General features: G+C 68.8%; 18 protein-coding genes, 1 other RNA gene and 1 pseudogene. 11 read left to right on the top strand and 9 right to left on the bottom strand.

Going from position 1 to position 20,447, the window contains the following annotated elements:
• Nucleotides 1-41 precede the first annotated feature (41 nt).
• Nucleotides 42-2,090, bottom strand: coding sequence for an ATP-dependent DNA helicase (locus MLE42_RS07815; RefSeq protein WP_243287317.1), 2,049 nt, complete (start codon nucleotides 2,088-2,090; stop codon nucleotides 42-44).
• A gap of 133 nt (nucleotides 2,091-2,223) precedes the next feature.
• Nucleotides 2,224-2,682: a 23S rRNA (pseudouridine(1915)-N(3))-methyltransferase RlmH gene (locus tag MLE42_RS07820; protein ID WP_243287318.1), complete on the bottom strand. Its 459-nt coding sequence runs from the start codon at nucleotides 2,680-2,682 to the stop codon at nucleotides 2,224-2,226.
• 90 nt (nucleotides 2,683-2,772) lie between these two features.
• On the opposite strand from MLE42_RS07820, the gene MLE42_RS07825 reads away from it, so the two are divergent.
• The 9 genes and pseudogenes from MLE42_RS07825 (at nucleotide 2,773) to nadE (ending at nucleotide 10,336) form a co-directional block, all read left to right on the top strand.
• Complete coding sequence (locus tag MLE42_RS07825) at nucleotides 2,773-3,393, top strand: hypothetical protein (RefSeq protein ID WP_243287319.1); 621 nt, start codon at nucleotides 2,773-2,775, stop codon at nucleotides 3,391-3,393.
• Between the two features lie 74 nt (nucleotides 3,394-3,467).
• Nucleotides 3,468-4,715 carry a Glu/Leu/Phe/Val family dehydrogenase gene (locus MLE42_RS07830; RefSeq protein WP_243287320.1) on the top strand — a complete coding sequence of 416 codons (1,248 nt, stop codon included), beginning with the start codon at nucleotides 3,468-3,470 and terminating at the stop codon, nucleotides 4,713-4,715.
• Nucleotides 4,716-4,833: 118 nt separating this feature from the next.
• A complete protein-coding gene (locus tag MLE42_RS07835) occupies nucleotides 4,834-5,889 on the top strand; it encodes a hypothetical protein (RefSeq protein WP_243287321.1) in 1,056 nt (351 codons plus the stop codon).
• A gap of 209 nt (nucleotides 5,890-6,098) precedes the next feature.
• Entirely contained in the window at nucleotides 6,099-6,578 is a 480-nt protein-coding gene (locus MLE42_RS07840; RefSeq protein ID WP_243287322.1) for a YcxB family protein, read from the top strand.
• Complete coding sequence (locus tag MLE42_RS07845; protein WP_243287323.1) at nucleotides 6,575-7,153, top strand: DNA-3-methyladenine glycosylase; 579 nt, start codon at nucleotides 6,575-6,577, stop codon at nucleotides 7,151-7,153. Before MLE42_RS07840 ends, MLE42_RS07845 begins: the two co-directional genes overlap by 4 nt.
• Nucleotides 7,154-7,171: 18 nt before the next feature.
• Nucleotides 7,172-7,390: pseudogene (locus MLE42_RS07850) on the top strand (tautomerase family protein); the annotation flags it as partial.
• Nucleotides 7,391-7,521: 131 nt separating this feature from the next.
• Nucleotides 7,522-7,912, top strand: a transfer-messenger RNA (tmRNA) gene (ssrA, locus tag MLE42_RS07855).
• A 1,017-nt stretch (nucleotides 7,913-8,929) separates the two neighbouring features.
• Entirely contained in the window at nucleotides 8,930-9,457 is a 528-nt protein-coding gene (locus tag MLE42_RS07860; protein WP_243287325.1) for a DinB family protein, read from the top strand.
• Nucleotides 9,458-9,499: 42 nt separating this feature from the next.
• Complete coding sequence (gene nadE / locus MLE42_RS07865) at nucleotides 9,500-10,336, top strand: NAD(+) synthase (protein WP_243287326.1); 837 nt, start codon at nucleotides 9,500-9,502, stop codon at nucleotides 10,334-10,336.
• 18 nt (nucleotides 10,337-10,354) lie between these two features.
• Here nadE and MLE42_RS07870 read toward each other — a convergent pair whose 3' ends face one another.
• From MLE42_RS07870 to MLE42_RS07900, 7 genes are all read right to left on the bottom strand, one after another.
• Nucleotides 10,355-11,317 carry an AraC family transcriptional regulator gene (locus tag MLE42_RS07870; protein WP_243287327.1) on the bottom strand — a complete coding sequence of 321 codons (963 nt, stop codon included), beginning with the start codon at nucleotides 11,315-11,317 and terminating at the stop codon, nucleotides 10,355-10,357.
• Between the two features lie 74 nt (nucleotides 11,318-11,391).
• On the bottom strand, nucleotides 11,392-12,150 hold the full coding sequence (locus tag MLE42_RS07875) for a carboxymuconolactone decarboxylase family protein (protein ID WP_420843079.1): 759 nt from the start codon (nucleotides 12,148-12,150) through the stop codon (nucleotides 11,392-11,394).
• Nucleotides 12,151-12,279: 129 nt separating this feature from the next.
• On the bottom strand, nucleotides 12,280-12,882 hold the full coding sequence (locus MLE42_RS07880; protein WP_243287329.1) for an NAD(P)H-dependent oxidoreductase: 603 nt from the start codon (nucleotides 12,880-12,882) through the stop codon (nucleotides 12,280-12,282).
• Nucleotides 12,883-12,917: 35 nt separating this feature from the next.
• Nucleotides 12,918-13,913, bottom strand: a complete 996-nt coding sequence (locus MLE42_RS07885) for an aldo/keto reductase (protein ID WP_243287330.1) — start codon at nucleotides 13,911-13,913, stop codon at nucleotides 12,918-12,920.
• Nucleotides 13,914-13,937: 24 nt separating this feature from the next.
• The gene (locus MLE42_RS07890; protein ID WP_243287331.1) at nucleotides 13,938-14,999 is read right to left on the bottom strand and encodes an NAD(P)-dependent alcohol dehydrogenase; all 1,062 of its coding nucleotides are present in this window, start codon (nucleotides 14,997-14,999) and stop codon (nucleotides 13,938-13,940) included.
• A gap of 207 nt (nucleotides 15,000-15,206) precedes the next feature.
• Nucleotides 15,207-16,490: a 4Fe-4S dicluster domain-containing protein gene (locus tag MLE42_RS07895; protein WP_243287332.1), complete on the bottom strand. Its 1,284-nt coding sequence runs from the start codon at nucleotides 16,488-16,490 to the stop codon at nucleotides 15,207-15,209.
• A gap of 81 nt (nucleotides 16,491-16,571) precedes the next feature.
• On the bottom strand, nucleotides 16,572-17,207 hold the full coding sequence (locus MLE42_RS07900) for a cysteine hydrolase family protein (RefSeq protein WP_243287333.1): 636 nt from the start codon (nucleotides 17,205-17,207) through the stop codon (nucleotides 16,572-16,574).
• A 105-nt stretch (nucleotides 17,208-17,312) separates the two neighbouring features.
• On the opposite strand from MLE42_RS07900, the gene MLE42_RS07905 reads away from it, so the two are divergent.
• Nucleotides 17,313-18,281 (top strand): helix-turn-helix domain-containing protein, encoded by a 969-nt coding sequence (locus MLE42_RS07905; protein WP_243287334.1) that lies wholly within the window; start codon nucleotides 17,313-17,315, stop codon nucleotides 18,279-18,281.
• Between the two features lie 47 nt (nucleotides 18,282-18,328).
• Nucleotides 18,329-20,347, top strand: coding sequence for a molybdopterin oxidoreductase family protein (locus MLE42_RS07910; RefSeq protein ID WP_243287335.1), 2,019 nt, complete (start codon nucleotides 18,329-18,331; stop codon nucleotides 20,345-20,347).
• Nucleotides 20,348-20,447 lie beyond the last annotated feature (100 nt).

The raw sequence follows: 20,447 nt of genomic DNA on the forward strand, positions 1-20,447 counted from the left end.
CCTGCTCTATTCGTGAACGGGCCCGCGACGCGGGCCCTTCTTCATAGCTGCCGCAGAAACGTCTCCACCCGCTCCCAGTCCCGGGTCACCGGGAAGGGCGGCAGGGCGGCTCGGACCTGGGCGGCGTAGCGCTTCCCGAGGCGGTCCTCGCTGGGCAGCATGAGGCGCGGATCCAGCACGGCCACCACGCCGCGGTCGCCGCGGGTGCGGATGAGGCGGCCGATGCCCTGCTTGAGCTTGAGCGTCATCTGGGGGACCTGGATGCCGATGAAGCCCAGGCCGTCGCGCTGCGCGTCCGCTTCGCGGATGCGGGCCTGGAGCACGGGATCGTCCGGGGGCGCGAAGGGCAGCGCCGAGACCACCACCAGGCTCAGGGCATCGCCCGGCAGGTCCACGCCCTGCCAGAAGCTGGCGAGGCCCAGCAGCACGGCCGACGGCGTGGCGCGGAATCGATCCAGGAGCTGGGTGCGGGAGAGGCCGTCGCCCTGCACGAAGAAGGTGAGCTCCGGCAGCGCGTCCTCCAGCCGCGGGCGGAAGGCCGCCAGCATCTTGCGGCTGGTGAAGAGCAGCAGGGCCCGGCCCCGGCTGGCCCGCAGCATGCGCTCCATAGCCGAGAGCGAGGCCTCGATCCAGGCGGGATCGCCCACGCCGCCTCCGGAAGCCCGGCGCTCCGGCAGGTCCGGCGGAACGAAGAGCAGGCCCTGGGCCTCGAAGTCGAAGGGGCTCTCCACGTGCTCGGCGACCTCCACCTCGGGCCGGGTGAGGCCCAGGCGCAGGCCCAGGCCGTTGAAGCCCCTGCCGTCGCGCAGGGTGGCGCTGGTGAGCACCACGCTCTCGAAGCCGCGCCGCACGTGCTGATGGAAGAAGGGTCGCACGTCCACCGGGTTCGACTTGAAGTGGACCAGGTGCGAGCCCTCCCGGTTCACGGTGGACACCCAACCCTCGGGCTGGGCGAAGATCTGCTCCATGCGCGAGAACGCCGTGCCCACGCGCTCCGCCAGGCGCATCCACAGCGGGTTCTCCGGGTCGGCCCCCGCCAGTCGCCGCGCCTCCATCCACAGCGGATGGCCCGCCTCCACCCAGGCGCCCACGGCATCGGCCAGGGCCTTCATCTCCGGTCCCGGCGACAGGAGGGGCAGTACGCCGCCCTCCAGGGGCACCCAGGTGAGGATGTCCGCCCAGGCGCGCTCCCAGGGCTCCAGCAGGGCCAGCAGGCCCGCGCCCGACCCCTTGGCGGCGTCGCGCAGGTCCGTGAAGAGCAGCTGCATGGCGCGGCTGGACCAGGCTTCGGCGCAGCTCTCCGTGAGCTGCTCCTCCAGGTCGTGGGCCTCGTCCAGGATGAGCACCGGCGCGTCCGGCAGCACCTGGCCGAAGGCGGATTCCCGCAGCACCCGGTCCGCCAGCAGCAGCGCATGGTTGACGATGATGAGGTCCGCCTCGGCCACCTCGGCCCGCAGCTTGGTGAGGAAGCAGTCCTCGAAGCGGGGGCACTGGCGGCCCGTGCAGCGCTCGGCCCGGGCATTGAGCTTGTCCCAGAGGGGCGACTCGCCCTCGCCGAAGCGGCCCAGGCCCTCGCGATCGCCGTCCTGGGTCTCCCGGGTCCAGCGCTGGAGGGCCAGCCAGAGCTGCTGGTCGGCGCGGGTGAACTCCAGGTGCGGGTCCGTGGAGACCGCCTCCCAGGCCGTGCGGCAGAGGTAGTTGGCGCGGCCCTTGGCCAGCACGGCCTTGATGGGCCGGCCCAGGATGCCGGCGGCCCGGGGCACATCCTCCTCCAGCAGCTGGCGCTGGAGCTGCTTGGTGCGCGTGGCCACCAGGACGGGCCGACGTCCCGCGGCGAGCGCCGGCACCAGGTAGCCCAGGCTCTTGCCCGTGCCCGTGCCGGCCTCCACCGCCTGGATGACGGCTTCGGGGCGGGTGTCGGGCTCGCCACCCTGGTCCCGCCAGCGCTGGAAGCGCGCGGTGCCCTCCACGACGGTGTTGTGGACCAGCTCCGCCATGCGCCGCTGGCCGGGCCGGTCCTCGGCCCCGGGAAAGCAGGCGAAGATCCGTCCCTCCGGCGGGGCGAAGTAGCGGTCCATGGGATGCGCCATTCGACCAGTGTCCCTCAAAGGCGGAAAAAGGGCGAATAACCTCGCCCGTGTGGGTCGCAAGGAATGACGGCGCCCGAGCCCAGGATTCAAGGGGGACGCAGAGGCGGCGAGGCCGCCGGGTGGTCCCCCTTGATTATTTGTGATACGCCTTCCCCCGCAGGATGGTGAAGGCCCGGTAGAGCTGCTCCAGGAGCATCACCCGGCTCAGCTCGTGGGGGAAGGTCAGGGGCGAGAGGCTGAGCTGCTCCTTCACCTCCGCCTTGAGCCCGGGGTCGAAGCCGTGGCTGCTGCCGAGGACGAAGGCCAGGCTCTCCCCCCGGTCCATGCGCTCGCCCAGCCACCTGGCCAGGGCCTCGCTGTCCCGGAGTTTTCCTTCCGGCGTGAGGAGGACCGGGCAGGCCACCGCCTTCAGCTTCGGCCGCAGGCGCTCGGCCTCCTCCCGGAGCTGCCGGGCGGGATCGCCCTTCCCCTCCGCCAATTCCGCCACCTCGATCCGGGCGTAGGGGCGCAGCATGTCCAGGTAGTGCCGCTCCAGCCCCCGGCAGGGTTCCAGGCGCAGGCGGCCGAAAGCGATGAGACCGATGGGATACACGATCCCATTGTGATGAATTTCCCTTGGCAGCGCAGTGGGAAGACTGCATCCTCACAATCATCCAGACCACCCCGTTCCGGAGGCCTATCGATGCGACGTACCCTGATGCTGCCCCTCGCCAGCCTGCTCCTCGTGCCCGCGTTCGTGGGTTGCGGCGGTGACGCGATTCCCACCACGCCCCCGCCCGCCGCCACCGAACCCGCCGACATCCTCTATCACCTGCAATACCTGGCGGTGCGGAAGGACTACAAGCACGTGACCCTGATCGCGCCCATCACGCCCGACGTGGTGTTCCCCTCCGCGCGGCAGATGCACATGGACGCCAAGGCCCTGGGCCTCACGCTCACCCCCGAAGAGCTGAAGGGCCTGGGTGTGGAGCACCTGGCCGACAAGCTCGATGCCCTGCCGGGGGGCCCCGACCCCGTCAACTTCCCCGACTACACCATCAAGGACGCCCGGCTGGCCTACAACGCCGGCATCTACCGCCTGACCAAGGGCCTCACCGCCAAGTCCTGGGGCAAGATGCGGCACATGGGCATCGTGGACAACACGGCCGCCCGCCAGTTCGGCTCCCAGACCGTCGTCAAGGACATGTCCCTGGGCTTCGACGGCAACAAGATCCTCTCCGTCAGCTGCCTCAAGAAGCCCGATGGCACCTACGGCGTCTCCTTCATGCGGTACCTGGTCTCCCTCCAGGGCCTGAAGCAGTAGGTTCATCCGCCAGCCCCTCTCCGCGGCCCCGGTCCCCCGGGGCCGCGCTATGCTAGGCGCCGGTGGGGGTTCCCATGACCGGACCCATGAACCTCTTCGAGAACGTGAACCGGCAGTTTGACGAGGCCGCGGATATCCTCCAGCTCTCCCAGGAGCTGCGGGAGCTGCTCAAGACGCCCTACCGCGAGATCACGGTGGCCATGCCCATCCGCATGGAAGACGGGACACTGCGCGTGTTCAAGGGCTACCGCGTGCAGCACAACGGCGTGCGCGGGCCCCAGAAGGGCGGCATCCGCTTCCATCCGGACCTGGCCCTGGATGACGTGCGGGCCCTGGCCAGCCTCAACACCTGGAAGACCGCGGTGGTGAACATCCCCTTCGGCGGCGCCAAGGGGGGCATCCAGTGCGATCCCTCGAGGCTGTCCCTGCACGAGCTGGAGATGCTCACGCGCCGCTACATCTCCAAGATCTCCATGGTGCTGGGCCCCACCCGGGATATCATCTCCCCCGACCTGAACACCAACGCCCAGATCATGGCCTGGGTCATGGACGAATATGGCCGGAAGAACGGCCACCAGCCCGCCTGCGTCACCGGCAAGCCCCTGGAGCTGGGCGGCAGCCAGGGCCGGGAGGCTGCCACCGGCAAAGGCGTGGCCATCTGCGCGCGGGAGGCCTGGACGCGCGTGCTGGGCCGCGAGCTGAAAGGCGCGAGGGTGGTCCTCCAGGGATTTGGCAACGTGGGCGGCCACAGCGCCCGGTTCCTCGCCGACATGGGCGCCCGCGTGGTGGCCGTGGCCGACCTCGGCGGCGCGGTCCGGCGCCAGGAGGGCCTGGATGTGCCGGCCCTCCTGGCCCACGCGCGCCAGAACCGGGGCACCGTGGCCGGCTTCCCGGGCGGCGAGCCCTTCGACCCCGTCGAGATCTGGGCCCAGGAGGGCGACATCCTCATTCCCGCGGCCCTCGGCGGCGTGCTGACCGAAGCCACCGCTCCGACCGTGAAGGCCAGCCTCATCGTCGAGGGAGCCAATGCCCCCACCACCCCCGAGGCCGACCGGATCTTCCGGGAGCGGGGCATCCTGCTGATGCCCGACATCCTGGCCAACGCCGGGGGCGTCACCGTGTCCTACTTCGAGTGGGTGCAGAACCTCCAGCACCTCTTCTGGGAGGAGGCCGAGATCTTCGAGAAGGAGGAGAAGGTCCTCCTCCAGGCCTTCCGCGACGTCGAGGAGCAGGTGCGCCGGCACCATTGCACCTGGCGCACCGGGGCTCTGGTCCTGGCCCTGGACCGCGTGCGGAAGGCCAACGAACTGCGGGGCTGGTAGGGGCTTCCCGTCACAAGGGATCCGCATCCGGCGTTTGCGGGTGGCTTTTCCTGCGGCCGCCTGGGAAAATCCTCAGTTGGGCCGGGGGGCGTCCCGAAAATCCGGCCAGGGAGGACCCATGTCCAAGAAGAACATCGTGCACGTGGTCGGCACGGGCACCATCGGCGAGCCGCTGATCGGCCTGTTGACCGAGTACAAGAAGGAACTGGGCATCGATGACGTGACGTTCCACAAGAACAGCGTCAGCGACCGCCCCAAGGTGAAGGCCCTGCTGCGCCGCGGCGCGAAGCTGGTGGTGGACCCCGACAAGGCGGAAGGCTTCAAGGCCTGGGGCATCGAGCCCGCCATGTTCCATGACCAGGCCCTGAACGAGGCCACGGTCGTCATCGACTGCAGCCCCAAGGGCCTGGACATGAAGGAGAAGTTCTACACCCACTACGAGCACAACACCCGGGGCTTCATCGCCCAGGGCAGCGAGTTCGGCTTCGGCACCATGTACGCCCGCGGCATCAACGACGACGTGCTCAAGAAGAGCGGCCAGTACGTGCAGGTCGTGAGCTGCAACACCCACAACCTCTCCTGCATCATCGACACGCTGGCCCTGGCCGAGGGCGACGACAACCTGCTGGAAGGCAGCTTCGTCTGCATGCGCCGCGCCAACGACATCAGCCAGGTGAAGGACTTCTGCCCCGCCCCCCAGGTCGGCACCCACAAGGACGGCAAGTTCGGCACCCACCACGCCCGCGACGCCTACCACCTGTTCCAGACCCGCGGCCTGGAGCTGAACCTCTTCAGCAGCGCCATCAAGCTCTCCACCCAGTACATGCACAGCCTCTGGTTCGACCTGCGCCTGAAGCGCCCCACCACGCTGGAGAGCCTCAAGGCCCGCATCAAGGCCAACGACCGCATCGCCATCACCGAGAAGAAGGATGCCAACACCGTGTTCTCCTTCGGCCGCGACCAGGGCCACTACGGCCGCATCCTCAACCAGACCGTGATCCCCCTCAGCACCCTCACCATGCCCAGCGAGAACCGCGTGGTGGGCTTCTGCTTCACGCCCCAGGACGGCAACAGCCTGCTCTCCAGCGTGGCCGCCGCCCTGCACTTCATCCACCCGGACGACTTCGAGGAGCGCATCCAGGTGCTGAAGCCGTACTTCTTCGATGAGGTCTGATTCGATGCGGGTCGCGCAGTGAAGCCCGGGGGGCTTCACGAAGCGGGGCCCCGCACGGATCAGAATCATGTCGGCGTGGGTCGCCACGCCCGCAGGCTCGAATCGCTTCGCGATTCGAGTAAGGAGAAAGGGCCCCCGAGCGGGCCCTTTCTCGTGAAATCCTTTTCCTACCCGGGCCGCAGGTGCGACCCGGGCCTTCCGGAACGACCATGCAGATCCTCGCCACCTACACCCTGTCGCCCGATGAGGCCCTGCGGGGCACCCGCGCCTTCAAGCGCCTCTGGTACGCCCTGTCGGTCCTGTGCGGCGCCCTGCTGCTGATGGGGGGCCTCGGCCGGGCCGGGCTCACGCCGGGGCAGCCGGGCCCGGGCCTCTTCCTCGCCCTCAACGGCCTGCTCCTGATCGTCCTTCCCGAGGCGGTGCTGCGCTGGGGGCGCCGGCGCCGCGGCGGCCAGGCCTACCCGCCCATGGAGGTGCGCCTGGACGACGAAGGCCTCACCCTGCGCACGGAGGCCACCGAGGGCGGCCTGCCCTGGAGCGCCTTCACCCGGGTCGTCCGCCGGAGCGGGTTCTGGATCTTCCGGGTCGGCCCCTCCCAGGCCGTGCTCGTGCCCGAGCGCGCCCTCGAGGGCCCCGCCGCCGCCGAGCTGGCGGCCTTCCTCCAGGGCCGCGGCCTGATGGGACGATGAACCTCGCCGGTCCCGTCTGGGAGGTGGCGCCCGGCCTCCTGGGCGCGCGCCTCGCCCGCGAGGACGTCGTCCTCCGCATCACGGAGGTGGAAGCCTACGCCGGGCCCGAGGACAGCGCCAGCCACGCCCGCCATGGACGCACGGCCCGCAACGCCCCCATGTGGGGCCCGCCGGGCCGGGCCTACCTCTACTTCTGCTACGGCGTGCACTGGATGCTGAACGTGGTGACCGGACCCGAAGGCGAGGCCTGCGCGGTGCTCATCCGCGGGGTCGAGGTGGTCTCCGGGCTCGAGACCGTGCTGGCGCGGCGAAAGGCCGCCCGGCCCACACCCCAGCTCTGCGCGGGGCCCGGCAAGGTGGCCCAGGCCCTGGGCCTCGACCGGGCCTTCGACGGCCACGACCTGCTGGCGCCCGGTGGCCTGGAGCTGCGCCCGGGCCCACCCCCGGCCCGGATCCTGACCGGGCCCCGACTGGGCATCGCCTTCGCCACCCCCGAGGATCAGGCCCGTCCCTGGCGCTTCGCCGACGGGGACAGCCGGGCGGTGCTGCAGCGGACCGCCCTCCTCCCCCGCTGAGGCGCTTATCTTGGAGGCGTCCAGGAGGCCGCCATGCCCTACGTGAACATCCGCATCACCCGCGAAGGCGCCACCGCCGAGCAGAAGGCCCGGCTCATCCAGGGCGCTACCCAGCTCCTCGTGGACGTGCTGGGCAAGAACCCCCAGACCACCGTCGTCGTCATCGACGAAGTGGAGATGGACAACTGGGGCATCGGCGGCGAGACCGTGACCGCCCGCCGGAAGCAGGGTCACTGAACGCGCTCTTGTGCATCCGCCATCCCGCACCCATACTCAGGATCCGCCCGATTCGCGCCCTCGCGGGGGACGAACGGACGGCAGCGGACACGGGAGCGATCGCATCCCAGGTCCGGTGATCAGAACACCACGGGGGTGACCGGTTTCGACAGGTCGTGATCCGGGTGCCTGGTGCAGGCGGGGGTTGGACGGCTGGCCCCCTCATCAAGCCGCCCAAATCAAACTGCCAACGATAACTTCGAACTGGCTCTCGCTGCCTAGGGCAACCTAGGCTCCGAGCGAGTCCCCGGGATCTCTGGGTACCGGGCTCGTTAAACCTCCGAAAGGGTGGCTTCGGCCTGCCGGACGGAGGCACCAGATGGGCCGCCGCGACGCCCCCTGACGGCGGCCGAGACCAGGGGGCACACGTCCCGAGCGGCTCGTCCGTTCCCCGCCGGGAGGTTTCAAGAGCGGACCAAGCCTGTGGAAGAGCCGCCATCCGGCATGTCTTGGACGTGGGTTCGACTCCCACCACCTCCACCAAAGCAAAGCCCCCGCCTGCGGGGGCTTTGCTTTGGTGGAATTGCCGCTGCGGGCAGGTAGGCGCCCGGAGGGCAGGACTTGATGTCCTGCCCGGAGGATCAGCGCCGTGCCCAGCAGCGACACGCCAAGCGCCTCTCATTCGGGGCCTCAATTTGTTGTGGTAAAAGGCGGGGCTCGAAATCGCTGAAATGCTGGCAGGTAGCCGTAGCCGGAGGCAGTCCGGGGGACTGCCGGAGGCGTGAAGCGGCGTGCCAGCATTTCGCGCGGCCGGAGCGTCACCCACAGGATGATGCGGAGGGAGTCCCACCACCGGGAGTGCTACCGAGCCGCATCCGCGGGGCTTCTTGCGTGGTGGAGGTGGTGGGACTCGAAGTCACTGAAATGCTGGCAGGTAGCCGTAGCCTGAGGCCGTCCGGGGGACTGCCGGAGGCGTTAAGCGGCGTGCCGGGCTTTCGCGCGGCCGGACCCTGGCTCCTCAGTCATGGTGTTCAGCGACGAGGCTCTACGGGCTTATTCCGGGATGATGGTCTATCTGGATTTTCAAATTTGGACCTTTTTCGAGGACCATCCCAAACCTAGTCTTGGCTCTGTTCCTTGAGGATGGAGCCTTGCACCCCTATTTCGAGATCACCGCCACCCACCCCGAAGACATCAAGGCCATGCAGGCGTTCGCCGCCTTCGTAAGAACAGGACCCGGCTTGGAACCTTCGCATCTGCACGCTACCAAGATGAGCGCGGTGCTCCTTCGCCGAGAGGAACTCCCCCCTGGTCCACGGCATGAGCGAGCGCCCGCACCATCCTTCGGTTCCAGTCTCCTGCGGCGGGAGGAACCCTAGAGACCCACTCCGCCCTGGAGAAGAACCACTCGGTCTTACCGTTGATTCAGGGTAAGGACGTTTCGTAAAGCGGCGCCGGATGCCCTGGCTTGGCGTCATGAGGGATGGCCAGGGCAGAGCTAAAATGAATCACGGTGGTTAGGTCATCCAGGCGCGATCAAGCATCAGTGGGAGCCGGTTCGTGAGGAAGATCGAGAAGCCAGGCCCCGGCGAACATGTTCAATATGTGCTGCGATATTTCAATCTGATACCAAGCGATGGGCGGGTGCTCGAGCACCTTCGAGAGAATCTCATCGAGACCTCGGCGTTTCTTCGCTCCCTGCCCTCAGACCTGCTTCATTACCGGTATGCCCCAGGGAAGTGGACGATCAAGGAAATCATCCAGCACCTCAGTGACGACGAGCGGATATACGCCTATCGGGCCCTGCGATTCGCCCGCGGTGACACGACCGAGCTCCCTGGATTCGACCAAGATGCTTACACCCCGGAGACCCAAGCGAACATCCGCACCCTTGATGATCTGATCGATGAATTCGCCACGGTCCGCGCGGCAACGCTTTCGCTTTATGCCGGGCTTGGCGATGAGGTGCTCCTCCGTTCCGGGATCGCATCCGGGAACATCATGAGCGTTCGGGCCATCGCTTATCACATGGCCGGTCACGAACGCTGGCACATGAAGGTGATCCGGGAACGGTACCTTGCACCCTGAGGCGTGCTGTCAAGCCGCGGCGCAAGGATAGGAGATCACAACATGTCGCCTTTCGTCACCGACATCCGACCCGCCATTCAGGCTGCCATGGATGGCATCAAAAAAGAGGTTGATGTCGCGGTCATCGGCCTATCCGGAGGAGCGGACTCGACCCTCTGCGCCTGTCTGTCCGTCTCTGCCCTTGGCGCAGAGAATGTCTTCGGCATCTCGATGCCCGCCAGCTCCATTGACGACGCGACGTTTAACGCCCGTTCAGCTTCCGTGGCTGACAAGCTGAGCATCAACCATATGACCCTCGATATCAAAAAGGCTGTTTCTGCCGTCCTATCGGGCTGGGAGGAGCAGATGGGGCATTTCGGCATCCATGAAACCTCCGCCCTCAATACAGGGAATACCCGTGCGCGTCTTCGGATGACCCACCTCTACCTCGCCTGCATGGCGCTCGGCGAAGCCAATCCGGGCAGGCGCGTGCGTGTCATCGGCACCGGCAACCTCAGTGAGGACTACATCGGTTACGACACGAAGTGGGGGGATGGCGCATGCGACATCTTTCCGATCAGCGACTTCTTCAAGCAGGAAGTCTATATGGCTCTCGACCACTTCGCCGCCAGCGGCCTCATAGACGAGACTCACATCGACCGGGTCCCCTCGGCAGGCCTATGGCCGGGCCAAACGGATGAAGGAGAGCTGGGTTTCACTTACGACGAGATGGCCCCGGCCATTCTGTATTGCCAACGATTCGGGAAGGACGGATTTGCTGACAAGCCCCTTCCAGACCCCGGCTTCATGAAGGTGGTCGACTTCGTATGGAACCGCCACAGGGCCAATTCCCACAAGCTTCGCCCCAGTGGGATCAAAACCATCCCCGGCAGATCTTGATGGCTGTAAATTCCTGCGTCACTCCCCGGCCCCCAGCCCCTCCGCCTGCTCCCGCAGCCGCGCCACGTCCTTGGTGGGCGCATTCCCGAAGTACCGGCCGTACTCCCGGGCGAACTGGGAGGGGCTCTGGTAGCCCACGCGCCGGCCGGCGGTGCCGGCGTCGAGGCGGGTGAGCAACATGAGGCGCCGCGCCTCCTGGAGGCGGATGGCCTTCTGGTACTGCAGGGGGCTCATGGCGGTGACGGCCTTGAAGTGCTGGTGGAAGGACGACGGGCTCATGTGGACCAGGGTGGCCAGGCGCTCCACGTCCAGGGGCTGGTCGAAGTGGGTGCGGACCCAGGACACGGCCTTGGCGACGCGGTGGAGCTGGCTCTCCTCCTGGCCGATCAGCGCCACCCGCGGGCCCAGCGGGCTCCGCAGGAGCCGGATGAGGATCTCGTCGAGGACGAGGGGGGCCAGGAGCTCCGCCTCATCGGGCCGGGAGGCCAGTTCCATCAGCCGCACCACCGCGTTGATCACCGGGGCGTCCAGCTGGTCCACGCAGATGGCGCGGCCCTCGCCCCGGCGGGGCAGGCCCAGGGGGTAGACCCTGGCCGTCAGGTCGGCGATCCGCGCCGGATCCAGGTCGATCCGAAGGCCGAGGTAGGGCGCGTCCAGGCTGGCTTGCGTGACCTGGGCGGACACGGGGACATCGACGGAATAGACCAGCACCCGCGAGGCGTCGTACTCGTAGAGCTCCTGCCCCAGCATCACCCGCTTGGCGCCCTGGGCCACCAGACAGAGGGCCGGCCGCTGCACGGCGTGGTGGAAGGCCGCGTGGGCGCGGGAGGCCCGGGAGACATGCACCCCCGGCAGCCGCAGCTCGAAGGTGCCGTCGTAGGGGGCGTGGGCCAGCAGCAGGTCTGCGAGCCGGGCCAGGTCGGGCCGAAGGGGTTCCGGCTCGGAACCTTGGGGGAGGGGTGGCGTCGAGATGCGGGCCATGAGCCATTGTCTCCTTTCAGGCCAGCCCGGGGAGCCGGTTTGCGGGGTGTTCCACGTTCGAGGGGGCCTCCCGCCTACGCGGATGCGGGCAGGACGTCATTCAGGCACTGCAGGGCATTGAGGGTCCTCGGATAGCCGAGGTAGGGCAGCAGCTGCGTGATGACACTCACCAGCGTGCCCCGGTCGTTGCCGACCTGGAGGTTGCCCCGGACGTGCCCCTTCACCTGGGCTTCGCAGCCGCGCAGCGCGAGCAGCATCGAGAAGGTGAGCAGCTCCCGCAGGCGCAGGTCCAGCCCCGTCCGCGTGTAGTAGTCCCCGAAGCAGTTGCCGGAGAGGTGGTCCTGGATGTGCCGCTGGTCGGCCGGCGACGCTTCGCGCATCTGGTCGATCGTCTCGCCGAAGATCGCCTTCTGCACCCCCAGTCCACGCGCCATCCGCGTCTCTCGCGTGGTCGTGGACTGGCCCTCCAGCGGCAGCTTCACCCCGGCGCTCGCCAGGATCTCGTTGGTGGCATGGAGGAAGTCGAAGACCACGGCGATGCCGCAGTAGGGTACCGCCTGGTAGACGAGCTCCTTCACCTCGACCGGCGTGACGCCCACGGTCAGGGCGGCCCGGAGCATGACCTTGTACTCGCCCAGGGCCTGGCCCGCGATCAGGGCCGCCAGGATGGCCATCAGGCGGGTCCGGTCGTCCAGGGTCCCGTAGGAAGCCACCTCGTCGAAGGCAAAATGGTCGAACAGCTCGATGAACTCCGGGTCGGTGACCTTCAGGGTGGATTGATGACTCGGGAACCAGCGCTCGTGGTTCCGGTGAGCGGTTTCAGACATGGTCATCGGTGCCTCTCCCTGGTCCGTGATTGCTGGAGCTGGCGGTGGATTTGATGGATGCTTCCACGTGGCAGGTACGCCATCAAGCCTCCGCTGGGTGACTCTTGGGGATATGCGGGAGGGATCGCAGCCTCCTTATGAACCTTCTCCGAGGCAGTGTTTCTCCAGATGCCGCTGGTAGTCCTCGAGCGCGCGCGGGATGTCGGGCGCCTTGAAGATATCGAACACCCCAAAATCCGGGAGGATGTCGAACCCCATGAACCTGTAGTTCGAGGTGAGGTGAAGGAACAGGTCAGCCGTGCCCTTGCCGCCGAACAACACGCCGTTGGGGTTGTCAAAGGCTTCCCTTGGCGCATTCCAGGTGGCGGAGACCATGAAGGCCCTCCCCTGCATGAGGCCACCCGTTCCGTACTGCCGGCTTGGGTCCTGGCGCGTGCGGCCATCGCCTTCAAGCAGGGTCTTCGTGGTCAGCCCTGCGTTGAAGACCTCATCCACATACTTTTTGTAGATCCACGGCGCGGAGAACCAGTTCACCGGCGTCTGGAGGATGACCAGGTCGGCGGCCATATGCTTGCCCACCTCTTCTTCCGGGTCGTAGCCGCGCTCGACGAAGGTCTCCGTGACCCGGTGTCCGCGCGCCAGGAAGAACGCCTTCGCCAGATCCATGAAGGCGAGGTTCAGCTTGCCCTCGGACCATCCGGGATAGGCCAGGTGGGCATTGATGATGAGCACGTTCATGGGTCTGTCTCCATCGTGTCCTGGTTCCATGCCGGTCAGCGGCCCACCAGCTTCTGCAGGTGCTCCGGGTACCGGGCGCCCTGCAATTCGACTTTGGAGGCGGCGGCGTCGATGGCCTTCAGGTCGTCGGCGCTGAGTTCGAGGGCGGCGCCCCCCAGGTTCTCTTCGAGCCGATGCAGCTTGGTGGTGCCCGGAATGGGGACGACCCAGGGCTTCTGGGCCAGCAGCCAGGCGAGGGCCAGCTGGGCCGGGGTCGCACCTTTCGCCGCCGCCAGGCCCTTCAGCACCTCCACCAGGGCGAGGTTCGCCTTCCTCGCCTCGGGCGTGAAGCGGGGCACGATGTTGCGGAAGTCGGTGGGATCGAAGGTGGTGGTCTCGTCGATCTTGCCGGTGAGGAAGCCCTTGCCGAGGGGGCTGAAGGGGACGAAGCCGATGCCCAGCTCTTCCAGCGTGGGGAGGATCTCCACCTCCGGCTCCCGCCAGAACAGGGAGTACTCGCTCTGGAGGGCGGCCACGGGCTGCACGGCGTGGGCCTTGCGGATGGTGGCCGCGCCGGCTTCGGAGAGGCCGAAGTGCCTGACCTTGCCTTCCCCGATGAGGTCCTTGACCGTGCCGGCCACGTCCTCGATGGGCACCTCGGGATCCACACGGTGCTGGTAGAAGAGGTCGATGGCGTCCACGCGAAGGCGCTTCAAGGAGGCCTCGGCCACGGCCCGGATGCGCTCGGGCCGGCTGTTCAGGCCGCCCGGGTTCTGGCCTGTGACCTGGTCGATGGCGAAGCCGAACTTGGTGGCGATGGCCACCCGGCCCTTGAAGGGCGCCAGGGCCTCGCCCACCAGCTCCTCGTTCACCCAGGGCCCGTAGACTTCGGCCGTATCGAAGAAGGTGACGCCCTTCTCCGCGGCGGCCCTGATGAGGGCGAGGCCTTCCTGTTTATCAACGGCGGGGCCGAGTCCGAAGCTCAGGCCCATGCAGCCCAGACCGAGGGCGGAGACATTCAGGCCGTTGGTACCGAGTGTTCGCATCTTCATGTGAGTTCTCCTGGTGGGTCGGGTTCAGTTCTTCGTCTTCAGCGAGGCCATGTCGATGACGAAGCGGTACTTCACGTCGCTCTTCAGCAGGCGCTCGTAGGCCCCGTTGATGTCCTGCATGCGGATCACCTCCACGTCGGACGTGATGCCGTGCTCGCCACAGAAGTCGAGCATCTCCTGGGTCTCGGCAATGCCTCCGATGAGGGAGCCCGCCACGGACTTGCGGCCGAGGACCATGGGCACGGTATTGAGCATGGGCTCCAGCCCGCCCAGGTAGCCCACCAGCACGAGGGTGCCGTTCGTGGCCAGGGTGGGGACGTAGGGATTCAGGTCATGGACGTAGGGCACGGTGTCGACGATGAGGTCGAAGCGGCCCGCGACCGATGCCATCTGCGCGGGGTCCGTGGACAGCACCACGCGGTCCGCGCCCAGGCGCCGGGCGTCGTCCTCCTTGCCCTTGGAGCGCGTGAAGAGGGTCACCTCGGCACCCAGGGCCTTGGCCAGCTTCAGGCCCATGTGGCCGAGGCCGCCGAGGCCCACCACCGCCACCTGGCTGCCCTTCCCGACCTTCCAGTGCCGCAGGGGCGACCAGTTGGTGATGCCGGCGCAGAGCAGGGGCGCGGCGCCGCGGAGGTCCAGGCTGTCCGGCACCTTCAGCACGAAGCGGTCGGACACCACGATCTGATCCGAGTAGCCGCCCTGGGTGGGCCGGCCGTCGTGGCGGTCCGTGCCGCCGTAGGTGCCGGTGAAGCCGTTCTGGCAGTACTGCTCCTCGCCGTGCTCGCAGGGCTTGCAGTGGCGGCAGGAGTCCACCAGGCAGCCCACGCCGACGGCATCGCCGGCCTTGAAGCGGGTCACGGCGGCGCCAATCTCCCGAACGCGGCCGATGATCTCGTGGCCGGGGACGATGGGGTACGTGGTCCAGCCCCAGTCGTTGCGGGCCGTGTGCAGGTCCGAGTGGCAGACGCCGCAGTAGAGGATATCGATCACCACGTCGTCGGACCGGGGATCGCGGCGCTCGAAGGGGAAGGGGGCCAGCGCCGAGGCGGGGGACTGGGCGGCGTAGCCGAGGACGTTCAGGGTCATGTATTCCTCCAAATCAGATGTGGGGCCAGATGTGAGGCCAGATGTGAGGCCAGGGGTGGGCGCCCGCGGCTGTGCGTAAGGACCTTCCCGGCCTGGGGCCGCTTCGGTCCACGAGGTGGCAGGAGGAAGTCTAGGAGCCGGCCGATCGGTCGGCTTGCCCATTACTCCGAACTTCTGTCCCAATCCTCCAAGGGCTGGCGGCCGGCCTCACCTGCCCGCCATCAGGCGGTCCAGGTAGCGCGACTTCACCTGCTTCGAGGCGAGCGCCCGCTGGAGGGGCGGGAGCCTGAGCACGGCGCCGAGGATGGCGGCCACAGCCCGGTGCCCATGGCTGGATTGCCCGTCCACCAGGAGCTCCGCCAGCTGGCCGCGTTCGAGGGCCATCAGCACGGTGCGGTGGGCCGTGTTGGCGGGGGTCAGCACCCGCGCCCGGCGCGGCTTCAGCCGGATGGCCCCTGGGGCACAGCTCCGCACGCACACACCGCAACCCAGGCAGCGGTCCTCGTCCAGCCGCGCCCGCCGCGCGGCTGGACGGCGTGGATCGTGGGCCGAGACGAGGCTGAGCGCCTCCACGGGGCAGGCGCCGATGCACTTCCCGCATCCGGTGCACCGCCCGCCATCCAGCTCCGGGAGAAAGTTCGTGGTGTGGACCGGTTTCATGAAGGCGAAGCGGCGCGCCGCGACCATGGCCTCGCAGCAGCAGCCGCAGCAGTTGCAGATGAAGCTGACCTGCTCGCGCACGTTCTCCCCGAACTGCACCAGCCCGCGCTCCCGGGCCTGATCGAGCAGGTCGAGGCACTCCGCGGCCTCCACGCGCCGCGCCACCTGGTGGCGCGTCAGGGAATCCGCGCAGGTGCCGAAGGTCATGCAGATCTCCATGGGCGCGTCGCAGGCCTTCCCCAGATGGGCCATCTTGTGGCGGCAGTAGCACGTGCCGACCCCGATGGCCCCCGCCGTGCGCACCACCTCGCTGGCCCGCTCGTGGTCGAGCACCACGAGGCTGTCCTCCCGGGGCAGCGCGGTCTCGTCCACGAAGGCCCGGCCCAGCTGGGTCTCTCCATCGGCGAACAGGGCGCGGAGGAAATCCCCTTCCACGTTCAGGTACTGGTGGAAGAGCTCCGCCAGGGCCTTCTGGTCCACATCGCCCCGCACCCGCATCATCGAGAACTCGAAGAAGCCGGCCATGGGCGGCGGCATCACGTAGCGGGTCTCGCCGTCCCGGACAAGGTCCAGCAGCATGGCGCGCCCGGCCAGGGCCTCCAGGATCCTGCGCGCCCTCGTCTCCGGGAGCTTCCAGATCGCCGCGGCGCGGCGGGCCGTGAAGGGGCGGATGGGGACCTGCGCCAGCAGGCCGGCCTCCTCCTCGGTCACCAGGAGCCGGAGGATCTGGAACAGCCGCTCCGACGGCGGCGCGCCCTGGGGGAAGCGGTTCAGGCGCGCCACCAGGCGCTCATAGGTGCCGTGGCCGGAGGGAAGGAGGGCGTGGGCCATGGGAACGTCCCGGCGCCAGGATACCTCCTTCACCCCGGGCGCAGCTTCATTTCGGGGGCACTTCGAAGGTCACCTCGGGGGTCACTTCGGGTGGCGGCCCCGGGCCCGCTGGTTGGAGTCATAGATGGTGCCGCGGGTCGGTGCCGGCGCCTCCCCCCGGATGGCCGCCACCCAGGCGCGGGTGTCCGTGACAGCCGCGAACCGGGACTGGAGGACAACGCAGAAGGTCCGGTGGATCACCTCGGCGCTGACCCGCCCCGCGGCGTTCTCGTAGGGCACCGAGCCCGAGGCATCGGCCAGGAACTCCACCGCCAGTCCGGCGTGCATGGCGTGCTTGATGGTGGAGTCCACGCAGTTGTGGGTCATGTAGCCCACGACGGCGAGGGTGTCGACGCCCCGGGTCCCCAGCCACTCGGCGAGATCCGTCTCCGTGAACGCGCTGGGAAGGGTTTTCTCCAGGTAGTGGTCGTGCGGGCGCGCGCGGACCACGTCGTGGAGCTCCCAGGTGGGGCTGCCCTTCGCGAAGAGGGGCGCCCCGGCGGGCGCATGGTTCTGGACGACGATCACTGGAATGCCCGCCTCCCGGGCGGCATCCATGGCGGCGCCGATGTTCGCCAGGGACTCGGCGATGGGCGGGAACTCGATGGGGAGGTCGCCGGTGACGTACTCCTCCTGGACATCGATGACGATGAGGGCGCGGCGGGGGGAGGCGGGCATGGACTTCTCCTTGAAGGGGCCGGCGGAACCGGGCTGCGTTCATGCTGTGCCCCGCATCGGGAGGAAGAAAGTGGCCTGAATGACAATGTTCGATAAGATCAGGCCATGGCGCCTTCCCCGCTGGACCCCTACACCCTGGCCGTGGTGGTGTTCGACCGGATCAGTCCGTTCCACCTCTCGGTGCCCTGCCTGGTCTTCGAGCACCGGCCGGACCTCGGCGTCCCGCCCTACCGCCTGCGGATCTGCGGGGTAGAGGCGGGACCCCTCCGCACCTCGGCCGGCTTCACCCTCCAGGCCCCCCATGGCCTGCGGGGCCTGGGCGGCGCGGGCACGATCATCGTCCCCAGCTGGCGGGATCCCCAGGAGCGCCCGCCCGAAGCCCTCCTCGCCGCCCTCCGGAGGGCCCATGCCCGGGGCGCGCGGGTGGTGGGCCTCTGCCTGGGCGCCTTCGTCCTGGCCGAGGCGGGCCTCCTGGATGGGCGCCAGGCCACCACCCACTGGAACTGGGTCGAATGCTTCGCCCGGCAATTCCCGCGGGTCCGGCTGAACCCAGGCGTGCTCTACGTCGACGAGGGGGATGTTGTGACCTCGGCGGGCACGGCCGCGGGCCTCGACTGCTGCCTCCACCTCCTCCGATCCCAGTGCGGGGCCGAGGTCGCCAATGCGGTGGCCCGGCGGATGGTCGTGCAGCCGCACCGCCACGGAGGCCAGTCGCAGTTCATCGAGCAGCCCGTCGCGCCCGCGTCGGGGCGGGATCCCTTCACGGAGGCCCTGGCCTGGGCAGAGCGGCACCTGGACCGCCCCCTCACCGTGGACACCCTCGCGGCGCGCGCCCGCATGAGCCGGCGCACCTTCACCCGGCACTTCCGGCGGAAGACCGGCACCACCGCCTGGGCCTGGCTGCTCCAGCGGCGCCTCACCTTCGCGCAGCGGCTCCTCGAGACCACCGGGCACCCGGTGGAGCACGTGGCCACCCTGGCCGGCTTCGGCTCGGCGGTCTCCCTCCGCCTGCACTTCCGCCAGATCCTGAAGACCTCGCCCACGGCCTACCGCCGGGCCTTCCAGGGCGACTAGGAAGGAGCCGCGCCTGCGGCCATGATGGAACCCCCCGGAGGTGTCCCATGCCCCGCACCCATCACCGTTCCGTTTGCCCCTATGACTGCCCCGACGCCTGCGGCCTCGTGGTCGAGGTGGAGGACGGCCGCGCCGTGGCGGTTGCGGGCGACCCGGAGCATCCGTTCACGCGGGGCGCCCTCTGCCCCAAGATGAACCGCTACCAGGACACGGTGCACCATCCGGAGCGGTTGACGACGCCCCTGCGCCACACCGGCGCCAAGGGCGAGGGCGCATTCGCGCCCGTCTCCTGGGACGAGGCCATCGGGGAGATCGCGGACCGCTGGCGGCGGATCATCACCATCCACGGCGCCGAGGCCATCCTGCCCTACTCCTACGCGGGCACCATGGGCCTGGTCCAGCGCAACGCCGGGCATGCCTTCTTCCACCGGATGGGGGCCTCGAAGCTGGACCGCACCATCTGCTCGCCGGCCAAGAACGAGGGCTGGGCCCTGGTCATGGGCGGTACGCCCGCGCCGCACCCGGACGCCTGCGCCGCCAGCGACCTCATCCTGCTCTGGGGCATCAACGCCGCGGCCACCACCGTCCACGCCCTCCACGCCGTGCGCGAGGCCAAGCGGAAGGGCGCCCAGGTCTGGCTCATCGACACCTACGCCCACGCCACCGCGCCCCTCTGCGACCGCGTGGTGCTGGTGCGGCCGGGCACGGACGGCGCCCTGGCCCTGGGGATCCTCCACCTGCTGGACCGCCTGGGTCTATGTGACGAGGGCTTCCTCGCGGCTCACGTCCAGGGCGCGGCGGAGCTTCGAGAACGCATCCTGCCGGACTATCCGCCGGAGCGGGTGGAGGCCATCACGGGCGTGCCCGCGGCCACGGTCCGCGAGCTGGCGGAGGCCTACGGCCGCGCCCGCGATCCGCACCTGCGCCCGGGCAACGGGATCTCCCGCTACGGCAACGGGGCCATGACCCTGCGCACGCTGGCCTGCCTTCCAGCCTTCGTGGGGGCCTACGCCAAGCCCGGCGGCGGGGCCTTCGCCTCCACCAGCACCGGGGGCGTGTTCCCCATGCGCCTCGTCGAGCGCGAGGACCTGCTGCCCCGCCCTGTCCGAACCCTCAACATGAACCAGCTGGGCCGCGCCTTGAACGAGCTGCAGGACCCGCCGGTGGCCTCGCTCTACGTCTACCACTCGAACCCCGCCGTGGTGGCGCCGGACCAGAACGCCGTGCTGAAGGGCCTCGCGCGGGAGGATCTCTTCACCGTGGTGCACGAGCGGTTCATGACGGACACGGCCCGGCTCGCCGACCTGGTCCTGCCCGCCACCTCCTCCCTGGAGCACAGCGACCTCTACCGCGCCTTCGGGCACTACGCCATCCAGCGGGCGCGACCCGTGGTGCCGCCGGTGGGGGAGAGCCGCTCGAACCTCGAGGTGTTCCAGGCCCTGGCCAAGGCGATGGGCTTCACGGAGGCGGTGTTCTCGCAGTCGGCGGACGACCTCATCGACGCTCTCCTGGCCGAGCCCCATCCATGGCGGCTAGGCGTGGACGCGGCGCGCCTCGCCGAGGGCTTCGCCGTGGAGCTGGACCCCCACCGGCAGGCGCTCCAGTTCGGCACGCCCAGCGGCAAGGTGGAGGTCCTCAACCCCCGCGATCCGGAACCCCTGCCCCGCTTCCTGCCGCCCCACAGCGACGGGGACCCGCATCCGCTTCAACTCGTCACGGCCCCGGCCGTGCAGGGGCTCAACTCCACCTTCCACGAGCGGGAGGACCTGCGGCGGCGCATGGGCCGGATGACCCTCCGGGTGAACCCCGCCGAGGCCACGGCCCGGGGCCTGGCGGACGGCGATCCGGTGACCGCGTTCAACGGCCTGGGCGAGGTGGCCTTCACCCTGGAGGTGACGGACAAGGTGCCCGCCGGGGTCGCGGTGGCCGAGGGGGTGTGGTGGCGCCGCCACGCTCCCGGCGACCGCACCGTGAACGCGCTGACCTCCCAGCGCCTCACGGACCGTGGCGGCGGCAGCACGTTCTACGACAACCGGGTGGACCTGCGGGCGGGTTGGTCCTTTTGACGGATCGTCAACAAAATGCCCGATGCTCCAGGCAGATGGCCCTCTTTTAGTGCTTCGCATCACCTCTTGATACTCCACCCTCCCTCGGGGCAGCCCGTGC

The sequence above is a fragment of the Geothrix terrae genome, from assembly GCF_022808775.1.
GTDB classification, from domain to species: Bacteria; Acidobacteriota; Holophagae; order Holophagales; family Holophagaceae; genus Geothrix; species Geothrix terrae.

Bases quoted from the DNA above. Each gene is read 5' to 3' on its own strand.
- MLE42_RS07815 (WP_243287317.1), bottom strand. From the start codon at position 2,090: ATGGCGCATCCCATGGACCGCTACTTCGCCCCGCCGGAGGGACGGATC.
- MLE42_RS07825 (WP_243287319.1), top strand. From the start codon at position 2,773: ATGCGACGTACCCTGATGCTGCCCCTCGCCAGCCTGCTCCTCGTGCCC.
- MLE42_RS07830 (WP_243287320.1), top strand. From the start codon at position 3,468: ATGACCGGACCCATGAACCTCTTCGAGAACGTGAACCGGCAGTTTGAC.
- MLE42_RS07835 (WP_243287321.1), top strand. From the start codon at position 4,834: ATGTCCAAGAAGAACATCGTGCACGTGGTCGGCACGGGCACCATCGGC.
- MLE42_RS07840 (WP_243287322.1), top strand. From the start codon at position 6,099: ATGCAGATCCTCGCCACCTACACCCTGTCGCCCGATGAGGCCCTGCGG.
- MLE42_RS07845 (WP_243287323.1), top strand. From the start codon at position 6,575: ATGAACCTCGCCGGTCCCGTCTGGGAGGTGGCGCCCGGCCTCCTGGGC.
- nadE (WP_243287326.1), top strand. From the start codon at position 9,500: ATGTCGCCTTTCGTCACCGACATCCGACCCGCCATTCAGGCTGCCATG.
- MLE42_RS07870 (WP_243287327.1), bottom strand. From the start codon at position 11,317: ATGGCCCGCATCTCGACGCCACCCCTCCCCCAAGGTTCCGAGCCGGAA.
- MLE42_RS07875 (WP_420843079.1), bottom strand. From the start codon at position 12,150: ATGACCATGTCTGAAACCGCTCACCGGAACCACGAGCGCTGGTTCCCG.
- MLE42_RS07880 (WP_243287329.1), bottom strand. From the start codon at position 12,882: ATGAACGTGCTCATCATCAATGCCCACCTGGCCTATCCCGGATGGTCC.
- MLE42_RS07885 (WP_243287330.1), bottom strand. From the start codon at position 13,913: ATGAAGATGCGAACACTCGGTACCAACGGCCTGAATGTCTCCGCCCTC.
- MLE42_RS07890 (WP_243287331.1), bottom strand. From the start codon at position 14,999: ATGACCCTGAACGTCCTCGGCTACGCCGCCCAGTCCCCCGCCTCGGCG.
- MLE42_RS07895 (WP_243287332.1), bottom strand. From the start codon at position 16,490: ATGGCCCACGCCCTCCTTCCCTCCGGCCACGGCACCTATGAGCGCCTG.
- MLE42_RS07900 (WP_243287333.1), bottom strand. From the start codon at position 17,207: ATGCCCGCCTCCCCCCGCCGCGCCCTCATCGTCATCGATGTCCAGGAG.
- MLE42_RS07905 (WP_243287334.1), top strand. From the start codon at position 17,313: ATGGCGCCTTCCCCGCTGGACCCCTACACCCTGGCCGTGGTGGTGTTC.
- MLE42_RS07910 (WP_243287335.1), top strand. From the start codon at position 18,329: ATGCCCCGCACCCATCACCGTTCCGTTTGCCCCTATGACTGCCCCGAC.